General features: G+C 75.6%; 8 protein-coding genes. 3 read left to right on the top strand and 5 right to left on the bottom strand.

The window, feature by feature from the left end:
- Positions 1-177: 177 nt before the first annotated feature.
- Positions 178-399, bottom strand: coding sequence for a hypothetical protein (locus ACFV1L_RS09895; protein WP_380364610.1), 222 nt, complete (start codon positions 397-399; stop codon positions 178-180).
- Between the two features lie 255 nt (positions 400-654).
- Between ACFV1L_RS09895 and ACFV1L_RS09890 the strand changes: the two genes are divergently transcribed.
- Complete coding sequence (locus ACFV1L_RS09890; RefSeq protein WP_380364608.1) at positions 655-888, top strand: hypothetical protein; 234 nt, start codon at positions 655-657, stop codon at positions 886-888.
- A gap of 116 nt (positions 889-1,004) precedes the next feature.
- Here the strand turns inward: ACFV1L_RS09890 and ACFV1L_RS09885 are convergent, their stop codons facing one another.
- Both ACFV1L_RS09885 and ACFV1L_RS09880 read right to left on the bottom strand, forming a co-directional pair.
- On the bottom strand, positions 1,005-1,988 hold the full coding sequence (locus tag ACFV1L_RS09885) for a DNA topoisomerase IB (RefSeq protein ID WP_380364605.1): 984 nt from the start codon (positions 1,986-1,988) through the stop codon (positions 1,005-1,007).
- 25 nt (positions 1,989-2,013) lie between these two features.
- Entirely contained in the window at positions 2,014-2,466 is a 453-nt protein-coding gene (locus tag ACFV1L_RS09880; RefSeq protein WP_380364602.1) for a CinA family protein, read from the bottom strand.
- A gap of 323 nt (positions 2,467-2,789) precedes the next feature.
- Here ACFV1L_RS09880 and ACFV1L_RS09875 point away from each other — a divergent pair, with 323 nt between their 5' ends.
- Positions 2,790-3,386 (top strand): hemerythrin domain-containing protein, encoded by a 597-nt coding sequence (locus tag ACFV1L_RS09875; protein ID WP_380364600.1) that lies wholly within the window; start codon positions 2,790-2,792, stop codon positions 3,384-3,386.
- 137 nt (positions 3,387-3,523) lie between these two features.
- On the opposite strand, the gene ACFV1L_RS09870 is transcribed toward ACFV1L_RS09875, so the two are convergent.
- Positions 3,524-6,034 (bottom strand): SpoIIE family protein phosphatase, encoded by a 2,511-nt coding sequence (locus tag ACFV1L_RS09870; protein ID WP_380364598.1) that lies wholly within the window; start codon positions 6,032-6,034, stop codon positions 3,524-3,526.
- A gap of 243 nt (positions 6,035-6,277) precedes the next feature.
- On the opposite strand from ACFV1L_RS09870, the gene ACFV1L_RS09865 reads away from it, so the two are divergent.
- Positions 6,278-6,847, top strand: a complete 570-nt coding sequence (locus tag ACFV1L_RS09865) for a type 1 glutamine amidotransferase domain-containing protein (protein ID WP_380364596.1) — start codon at positions 6,278-6,280, stop codon at positions 6,845-6,847.
- Between the two features lie 585 nt (positions 6,848-7,432).
- Here the strand turns inward: ACFV1L_RS09865 and ACFV1L_RS09860 are convergent.
- A complete protein-coding gene (locus ACFV1L_RS09860) occupies positions 7,433-9,634 on the bottom strand; it encodes a catalase (RefSeq protein WP_380364594.1) in 2,202 nt (733 codons plus the stop codon).
- Between the last annotated feature and the right edge of the window lie 246 nt (positions 9,635-9,880).

The following is a 9,880-nucleotide window of genomic DNA, read 5'->3' as shown; positions in this document are numbered from 1 at the left end:
CAACCCGAACCCCCGGGGGGTCGCGGGCCGCCTGTTTGGGGGGGGCGGGCTCCCCGGCGCGTCGGCTCTCTCAGGGACGGCCCCGCCCGCGCGGCGTACGCCGGTACGGCACTCCGCCCCGGTCCGCGGCAGCCGGCACCGCCCTCGCCCTGGTCACGGCCGGGCTCACGGCCGGGCTCACGGCGCCTGGACGTTGGCGGCCGGCGGCTCGGGCTCGTCCGGGTCCGCGGTCTCGGCCTTCGGCTCCTGCCCGGCCTCGTCCCGCCGGTGGTCCCTGACCTCGGTCGGGGTCGGCGTGACGATCGGTGCGCCGTCGCCCTCGCCGAGATGCCGCTCCTGACCCTCCGTCAGCTCGGGGTCCTCCGGTCGCTGCGACGACGTGCGGTGTTCTCCGGTCATGGGCCACGCTCCTTCACGGTTGTCCTCGAACGATCGCCACGGAACGGTCGCGCTCGCACCTGTGCGCACGCGCAGCCGCCCTCGGCCGTTCGTGATCGCTGTCGATCGGTTGCCGGGTCGCCCCCGCGCCTACCCGGCAAGATCCGCGCCAACCGCCCGCACCGTGTTTCGCGGTCGCGCCACCGGTACAGACGCTGGTCAGCCCGTCCCCGGACGGATCCCGACCAGTCTCGATCCCGCCACCCGGGAGTTCCCATGGCCCACCGCGACACCCCCACCCCCGCCGACTTCGCCCGGAAGCAGGGCCTGCGCGACCCGTCGATCGGTCAACTCCCGGAAGACCGGCCGGAGCCCGCCCCCGCACCGGACACCCCCGACCGCCCGGACGACGGCTACGCCCCGGACGCGTGGGACGACGCGCTCGCCGACGCGGCCGAGCCCCGCCACCGCCGCCCCATTGACGACCTTGAGCTGCCCCCGGAGAAGTAGCCGGGCCCTCACGGCCGCGAACATCCGGCCGCCGGACGCCTCCGGACGCCCTGGAGCCCCGCGCCGACTCCCCGGACGCATGAGGACGCATCACCGGAGTTGACCCGCGCAGGCCCTCAGTCGCCGCCGAGCATCCGGGCGACGGCCCGCTCCACGGCCGGCCCGATGCCCGGCAGGCCCGGCCCGGGGTTCTGGGTCTCGGCGGCGAGGTCGGGCAGCGCGTCGGCCACCGTGACGCCGCGGTCGAAGCACTCGAACAGCGTCGGGTTCAGGTAGGAGGCGCGGCAGACGGCCGGGGTGTTGCCGAGGTAGCCGGCCACCTCGCGCACGACCCGGGTCGCGGCCCGCCGCCGCGCCGCCGGCGAGCGGGCCGCCTGCGGCCAGGAGACGGCCAGCCCGACGGCGGCCAGGACTGTCGCGTGCCAGGTGCGGTGGTCCTTCGCGGTCAGGTCGACGCCGGACGCCTCGCGCAGGTAGGCGTTGAGCGCACCGGCGTCCACCGGACGCCACCGACGGCCCTCCCAGTACGCCCACAGGCCGGGCGCCGGGTCGCGCCGCCGCAGCAGGGACCGCACCACGGCGGCGCACTCCCGGTCCACGACGGTCAGTTCGCGCCGCCGCCCGGACTTCGCCGGATACTCGAACCGGATCCGTTCGCCGCGCACCGCGACCTGCTCGCGCAGCAGCGTCGTCAGCCCGTAGCTCCCGTTCTCCTCGACGTAGGTCGACGATCCGGCGCGGAACAGTCCGAGGTCGAGCAGCCGCGCGGCGGCGGCCAGCACCCTGGCCCGGCACAGTCCGCGCCGCGCCAGGTCCTCGGCCACCACGGCCCGCACCGCCGGCAGCCGCTCCGCGACCGCCAGCACGTGCGCGTGCTTCGCCGCCTCCTGCTGGGCCCGGAACTCCGGGTGGTACAGGTACTGCCGCCGACCCGCCGCGTCGGTGCCGACCGCCTGGAGGTGGCCGCGCGGATCGGGACAGATCCACACCTCCGTCCAGGCGGGCGGAATGGCCAGTTCGGCCAGGCGGCGGCGCACCGCCGGATCGTGGATCACCGCCCCGTGGACGTCCCGGTAGCCGAACCCGCGCCCCTGCCGCACCCGCCGCCACCCGGGACGGTTCGGGTCACTCGTCCGCAGCCGCACCGTCGCCCCCGCCGTCGGCCGACGGCCGCAACGTCCGCCGGAACAGCTCCAGGGCGCTGCGGACGGCCCGCTGCTGGACGGCGTGGCGGTCCCCGGAGACCGGGGACGGACGGTCCACCAGGGTGAGCGTCGGAGTCGCCAACGCCACGTACACGACGCCCGGTTCGGCGTCCCCCTGCGGCTCCGGACCGGCCGCCCCCGTGGTCGCCAGACCGTACGTGGTGTCGCAGATCCGCCGGACGCCGTCCGCCATGGCTGCCGCGACCTGCGGATCCACCGGCCCCTCCGCACGCAGCAGTTCTTCGTCCACGCCGAGCAACTCCCGCTTCAGTCCGGTCGCGTACGCCACCACCCCGCCCCGGAACACCGTCCCGGCGCCGGGCGCGTCCGCCAGCGCCGCCGCCAGCAGCCCGCCGGTCAGCGACTCGGCCACCGCCACCGTGTGCCCCGAAGCCGCCAACGCCGCCGTCACCTGCCGCGCCAGCCGCGCACTGCAGCCGGCGGAAGAACCGTTCGATGGCACTCGCACGGACTCGCGGCTGCCCACCGGCGCGCGCCCGAAACGGCCGACCGCCCACCCACGGGCCCGTGGCCGCCCGCAAACCGCTCGCCCGGGCGCCTTCGACCGCGCGGCGCACCGGCGGGCCGCCGACCGGGCCGACCAGCGCGTTCGCACCGGTCGCTCGCACGCTGCGGTGGTCCGTCACGGGTTTCCGGTGCGCGGGGCCGGGCAGGCCATGGGAAGGGGGCTGGACCGTGGACGAAGAGGTGCTGACGATGGCGACCGAGCTGGAGTTGGACCTGTTGGAACAGCTGACCACCGACCACGACGTGCTGCGGGTGCGCTTCAGTGAGCTCGCCGGTCTGCCGCTGGGCGACCCCCGGCGGGACCGTTTGGCGTTCCTCACTGCCGACACGCTGGTGCGGCACCTGGCGGCGGAGGACGAGTACCTGTACCCGATCGCCGGTCACGGACGCCCGCCGGCCGACGATCCGGTGGCGCACTGCCGGAACTCGCATGCGGCGATGTACAGCCTGGTGCGCGGGTTGCGGGCGGCTCCGGCCGGCTCTGCGGAGTTCGACCGGCTGCTGGCCCGGCTGATCGAGGAGGCGACGGGGCACTTCGGCCTGGAGGAGGCCCGGGTGTTCCCGGCGGTCCGCGAGCAGGCCACCCCGGTCCGGCTGGTGGCGCTGGGCGAACAGGCCCGCGACACCGAACGGACCCCGGCCCCGCTGCCCCCGACCACCGGTCCGCGCACCACCCTGCCGCCGGACGACCTGGTCGCCCCCGAACTGCCCTGGCACGAGCGGATGCACCGCCTGTTCCGCTTCGGCGACACCCGCGAGAACTGACCCGGCCGATCGTCCGAGGCCTCCGGTTCCGAGGCCTCCGGTGAGGGGCCCGGCGGGGCCGGCCTCGACGGCGGCCGACCGGAATCCGCGGCTCCGACCGTGGCACGCCCCGACGCGTCGCACGCCCTGAGGGGTCGTCAGTAGGCTTCCCCGCCCGTGCCGGTGAGGCGGACGGCGAGGAGGCAGGTGTCGTCGAGGGGGTTGGGTGCGCCGAGGCGGCGGAGCAGGTGGTCGAGGAGGCCGTCGAGTCCGGGGGCCCGGTACTCGCTGCAGGCGTGCAGCAGTCGGTCGAGGCCGGTGCCGAGGTCGGTGCCGCGTCGTTCGATCAGGCCGTCGGTGTAGAGCAGGAGCCGGTCGCCGGGGGCGAGGGTCAGTTCGGCGGTGCCGTAGCGGGCGCGGGGGGCGACGCCGAGGACCATGCCGGCGGGAGGGTCGAGCGGGCGGGCGGCGCCGCGGTGCAGCAGGACGGGCGGCAGGTGGCCGGCCCGGGCCCAGGTGAGCCGGCCGGTGCGGGGGTCGAGGCGGGCGACGGCGACGCCGGCGATGTGGTCGGCGCGCTGGTGGCAGAGGATCCGGTTGAGCCGGTCGAGGATGCGGGCGGGCTCGGGGGCGTCGTAGGCGATGCCGCGCAGCGCGTGGCGCAGTTGGGACATCGCGGCGGCGGCGGGCAGGCCGTGTCCGGAGACGTCGCCGACGGCGAGCAGGACGGACCCGTCGGGGAGGTCGAGCAGGTCGTACCAGTCGCCGCCGACCTTGCCGTCGCGTTCGGCCGGCAGGTACCGGAAAGCGCTTTCCACTCCGGCCACCGGCCGCCCGGCGGGGGCGCTCATCAGGGCCTGCTGGAGGGCCCGGACGGCGCGCTGTTCGCCGCCGATGCGGCGGCGCTGGTCGGCGAGGCGGTCGCGGGTGTCGCTGAGCGCCTGTTCGGCACGCCGCCAGGGGGTGACGTCCTGGACCACGCCGGCGACGGCCAGCAGCCGGCCGTCGGGGGCGACGGTGGCCTCACCGAGGGCGCGCAGGCTGCGGTAGCCGTCGGGGGCGCAGACGGCGAAGTCGACGGGCCCGGTGGTCCGGCCGGCCAGCAGCTCGTCGGCGGCGGCGCGGACGGCGTCCCGGTCGGCGGGGGCGACGGCGGCGAGCGCGGTGCGCGGGTCGAGACGGACGGCGTCGGCGGGGGCGCCGAACAGGGCGGGAACGCCGTCGGAGCAGCCGAGCTCGCGCTCTCCGGGCCGCCACTCCCAGGTGCCGAGCCCGGCCAGCCGGGCGGCTTGGGCGGCCTGGACGAGGTGCCGTTCGGCCTCGTCGTGGGAGCGCCAGGTGAGCAGCAGGCCGTCCTGGAAGGGCGTGGCGTGCAGCGTCATCGCGGTGGCGCGGGCGCTGCCGGCGACGGTTTCGACGTAACGTTCCGCCTCGCCGCGGTAGGGCAGCCCGTCGGCCGCGGCGGCCCGCAGCCGGTCGAACGCGCCGGAGGCGACCATGCCGGGGTACAGCTCGGACAGCCGGCGTCCCTGCAGGTCGGCGGCGGCGCGGCCGGCCAGGTCGACGGTGGCGGTGTTGGCGTGCTCCACCAGCAGGTCGGTGACCGCTCCGTCGGCGTCCCGGACGGCGGTCAGCACCAGGACCGGGTCGATCAGTCCGTCCAGCACCGCCCGGAACCAGGGTGCCCCGGCCGGGTCGACGATGTCGGGGGACGGACCGGCGGGCATCCGCACCAGGACGTCGGCGGTGAGGTCGGCGAGCGCGCCCAGGTGTGCTTCGGCAGCGCGGCTCGGGCGGTACCGTTCGGCCCAGCCGATCTTCATCGCCCCGATCAGCCGGTCCTCGGTCCGCAGCGGCAGGGCGCAGACGGTGACGCCGGGGACCAGGTCCTCGCCCGTGAGGTCCGGGTAGCGGGCGGCGAACTGTCCGCGGTCGGCGACCCACACGACGCGTCCGGTGCGCAGCGCCTCGGTCATCGGGACCCTGGTGCGCGGCGGAATCCGCTGCCACTGGCTGAGTTGACCGGCCGTCACCCCGTGCGCGCCCACCAGCCGCAGGGCGCCGTCGGGTTCGCGGACGGCGAGTGCGACGGCCTGCGCGCCGAGCGGGGCGAGGACGGCCCGGTGCAGGCGTTCGGCGAGGTCGTCGGGGTTGGCCGCGGTGGCGGCGGCCGCGGCGGCGAGGTGGAACCGGGTGGCGAGTTCGGCCTCCCGCGCGGCCCGGGCGGAGCGCCGCCCGGGTGCGGCAGGCCCGGCGGGCGGCGGAGCGGCACCGTCCGGGCCTTCCGCCTCGACGGGCCCGGACACGTCAACGGCCTCGGTGGTCCGGGCGGCTGCGGCGGCCTCGGGTGCCTCGGCCGCAGCGGCGTCGCGGGCCGGCGGGGCGCTCCCGGGCGTCCGGTCCGGTCCGGCCGTGCGGGCGGCCGGTGGGGGTGCGGCGGTGGCGATCAGGTCGGCGGCGATCCGGGCGAGTTTGCGGTTCTCCTGCTGGGAGCGGCGCGACAGTTCCTCGAACGCCTCCTCGGGGGTGCATCCCAGCCGGCCGACGAGCAGGCCCTTGGCCTGTTCGATCACCGCCCGGGTGCGCATCGCGGAGCGCAGACCCTCCAGCTCCGTCCGCAACCGGTCGACCGTGGCCTCCATCGCGGGCCGGTTCTCGTCGACCGTCACCGTCTCCTCGCCTCCGCCTCCGCCGTCCTCGGGCTCCAGCCTATGCCGCCCGGATGCCCGTTCCGGTCCATTTCCTCCCGTTTTCGCCTTCCCTCGTCGTTCCCCTTCTTCTCTCTTCGTGTCGGCCCCGCCGGATCCGACCGGTCCGCCGTGGGCGGCGGCGGCCGGTTTGGCGGGCGGCGTTCGTGGTGAGACGCGGCGCGAGGGGGGTCGAACGAGCGAATTCCGGAGCGGAGAGCGGACATGAACGAGTTGGACGGAGTCACTGTCGCGTTTCTGGCGGCCCCCGAAGGGACGGAGCAGGTCGAGTTGACCTCGCCGTGGCAGGCGGTCCTGGACCACGGGGGGACGCCACGGCTGGTGTCCACCGAGGCGGGGAAGATCCGGGCGTTCAACCACCTCGACCGCGGGGACGAGTTCACCGTCGACGCGGTCGCCGCGAACACCTCGGCCGCCGACTTCGACGCGTTGGTGCTGCCCGGCGGCGTGGCGAACCCGGACTTCCTGCGGACCGACCGGCATGCCGTGGACTTCGTCAGCGGCTTCTTCGCGCGCGGCAAGCCGGTCGCGGTGATCTGCCACGGCCCGTGGACGCTGATCGAGGCCGGCGCGGTGAACGGCCGCACCCTGACGTCCTGGCCGAGCCTGCGGACGGACCTGCTGAACGCGGGTGCCCGCTGGGTGGACCAGGAGGTGGTGATCTGTGTGGACGGCCCCAACACGCTGGTCTCCAGCCGCAAGCCGGCGGACCTGTCGGCCTTCGACCGCGCCCTGGTGAGCGCCTTCGCGGGCCGCCCGGCCGACGTCGTCTGAGCCGACGTCGTCTGAGCCGCCGTCTTCCGAGCCACCGTCTTCCGGGCCGACGCCGCCTGCCCGACTCGCCCCACCTCGGGCAGGCCCCTCGACAACCTGATCCCCCGTCAAGCCCCGCCCGGGGCCGGACGCGCAGCAACTCACCCCGCACGCGCGTCGGCCCCGGGCGGCCGCAGGTTCCGACACCGACCGACCGCACCGACCGCACGGACCGGTCCTGCGCCACGGGGGCCGAGCCGGCCGGGCCGACGGCCTCGGGGGCGCCACCCCGGTCGTCGAGGATGTCGTCGGTGTCCCGGCCGCCCTCAGGTGCCGAACATCTCGGTGGGCAGGGCGTCGCGATTCGGGGGAGCCGCCGTGGAGCCCGCCGGTGGCCGCGCCGAGGGAGGTGGCCCCCGCGCATCGACCCGTACGGCGTGCGTGTCGCCCGCGGCCGGTCTTCCTCGACCTGCTTCTCGCGGGGCTCCAGCGGCGAAGGCCCCGGTGTCGCCGTCCGCTACGGGGCGTACGGCGACACCGGGGCCCGGGACGTCTACCCGGTCGGGAGGCGGCTGCTGCTCGGCGGCCGACCGGACGCCCCGTCACTCACTGCCCGTCCCCGCCCGGAGCGGGAAAGCGCTTCCACACCCGGTGCTCGGCGAGCAGATCGGCCACCTCGCGCAGCACCCGTACGGGGTCGTCGCCCAGCACCACGCCCTCGCCGTCGGCGGGCAGGCCGGCGGCGGCGAGGGCGTCGCGGGCCGGGCCCCAGCCGCCGATGGCCTTGGCGTGGCGCCAGGCTTCGCCGAGCAGCAGGACGATGCGCGGGTCGACGGTGTCGTCGGGGCCGGCGGCGCGGGCGTCGCGGGCGGGCGTGGCGTCGCCCGCGGGGGCGGGGGTGCCGGCCAGCAGGACGGCGTCGAACTCGACGGACCGGGCGGTGGCGAAGCTGCGCTGGACGCTGTCGGGGTCGCCGCCGGTGGCGGCGACCACCAGGGGGACGAGGTCGGCGGCGAGGGCGGCCTCGCGGACGGCGGCGAGCGCGTCGGGATCGGTGTCGGGCCCGGTGAGGATGCCGACGGTGCGCCCGGCGACCGGCCAGCGTCCGCCGAGCTGGGACAGCGCGGGACTGGGGTCGATGTCGACGGTCTCGGCCTCGGGTGCGGGCAGGCCGAGGCCGTCGGCGACCTGGGCGCAGAGCCGGGCGTCGATCCGGGCGAGGGCGAGCAGGGTGCGTTCGCGGACGGCGGGCTCCCGGCACTTGCCGAGTTCGAAGGTGTAGGCGGCGATGATGTGTTCCTGCTCGACGGGCGTCATGCTCAGCCAGAACTGCCGGGGCTGGCTGAAGTGGTCGGCGAAGGACGCCGGGGACTCCCGTACCTTCTTCGACTCGGCGACGGGCAGCGGGTGTTCGATGAACGCGTGCTCGTCGGCGCCGGCGAAGAACGGGCAGCCGCCGTCCAGCGAGTTGGGCTTGTACGGGGCGACGCCGGTGTGGACGGCGTCCTGGTGGAAGCCGTCGCGCAGCATGTCGTTGACGGGCGCGTGGGTGCGGTTGATCGGGATCTGCGCGAAGTTGGGGCCGCCGAGCCGGGTGATCTGGGTGTCCAGGTAGGAGAACAGCCGCCCGGACAGCAGCGGGTCGTCGGTGATGTCGATGCCGGGGACGAGGTGCCCGGGGTGGAAGGCGACCTGTTCGGTCTCGGCGAAGAAGTTGGTGGGGTTGGCGTTGAGCGTCATCAGGCCGAGCGGCCGGACCGGGACCAGCTCCTCGGGGACGATCTTGGTCGGGTCGAGCAGGTCGATGCCCTCGAAGGTCTGCTCCGGCGTGTCGGGCATGACCTGGACGCCCAGCTCCCACTGCGGGAACGCGCCGGCCTCGATCGCGTCGGCGAGGTCGCGGCGGTGGAAGTCCGGGTCGAGGCCGCCGAGTTGCTGGGCCTCGTCCCAGGTCAGCGAGTGCACGCCGAGCTTCGGCTTCCAGTGCCACTTGACCAGGCAGGTGGAGCCGTCCTCGGCGACCAGCCGGAAGGTGTGGATGCCGAAGCCCTCCATCATCCGGTAGGAACGCGGGATGCCCCGGTCGGACATGTTCCACAGCGTGTGGTGGGTGGCCTCGGTGTGCAGCGAGACGAAGTCCCAGAACGTGTCGTGGGCGGACTGCGCCTGCGGGATCTCCCGGTCCGGGTGCGGCTTGCCCGCATGGATGACGTCCGGGAACTTGATCGCGTCCTGGATGAAGAACACCGGGATGTTGTTGCCGACCAGGTCGAACACGCCCTCGTCGGTGTAGAACTTGGTCGCGAAGCCGCGGGTGTCGCGGACGGTGTCGGCGGAGCCGCGCGAGCCGAGCACGGTGGAGAACCGCACGAACACCGGGGTCCGGGCCCCGGCGGCGAGGAACGCGGCACGGGTGATCCCGGCGCCCGCCCCGTACGACTCGAAGACGCCGTGCGCGGCGGCCCCGCGGGCGTGGACGACCCGCTCGGGGATCCGCTCGTGGTCGAAGTGGGTGATCTTCTCGCGCAGGTGGTGGTCCTGGAGCAGCACCGGCCCGCGCGGGCCGGCCTTCAGCGAGTGGTCGGAGTCCGGCAGCCGGGTGCCCTGGGCGTTCGTCAGGTACGCACCGTCCTGCGACCTGGCCGCCGTACCGTCCTGCGGGCCGCGACCGGTCGCGGAGAGCGGGGCCGGAGCGCCCTGGTCCGGCTTGGGCGGCAGCGGCTCGCGCGGCTCCGTCGGCTCCTGCACCGTCGGCTCCTCGGACGTCGGCGCGCCTGGGACGTCGGGATGGGTGTCTTCGCCGTGCATGAGGTTCTCCTCCGGGACGTGGTCGGTGGCCCGTCGGATCCGGCCGGCGGGCGTCACGCTCATCGACACGGCTAACCGGCCGAGCGGAACAGGAAACGGGACTCATCGGGTGAAATCCCCTTCCGCACCCGGCCGCGCCCGGTGCGGTTCCGCCGGTCGGTCGCCGTCGTGCCCGCCGGCTGCCGGCTCCGCCGGATCCGTCCCGCTGCCGTTTCTGCCCCGCCCGGCTCGGGCAGGCGCGCCGCA

Origin of the sequence: Kitasatospora sp. NPDC059646 (assembly GCF_042734615.1) — a bacterium.
GTDB lineage: Bacteria > Actinomycetota > Actinomycetes > Streptomycetales > Streptomycetaceae > Kitasatospora.
This window is presented reverse-complemented; position numbering and strand designations above follow the sequence as displayed.

What these genes read in the sequence shown, in the direction of transcription:
- ACFV1L_RS09860 (WP_380364594.1), bottom strand. Translation starts at nt 9,634, where the DNA reads ATGCACGGCGAAGACACCCATCCCGACGTCCCAGGCGCGCCGACGTCC.
- ACFV1L_RS09865 (WP_380364596.1), top strand. Translation starts at nt 6,278, where the DNA reads ATGAACGAGTTGGACGGAGTCACTGTCGCGTTTCTGGCGGCCCCCGAA.
- ACFV1L_RS09890 (WP_380364608.1), top strand. Translation starts at nt 655, where the DNA reads ATGGCCCACCGCGACACCCCCACCCCCGCCGACTTCGCCCGGAAGCAG.
- ACFV1L_RS09895 (WP_380364610.1), bottom strand. Translation starts at nt 399, where the DNA reads ATGACCGGAGAACACCGCACGTCGTCGCAGCGACCGGAGGACCCCGAG.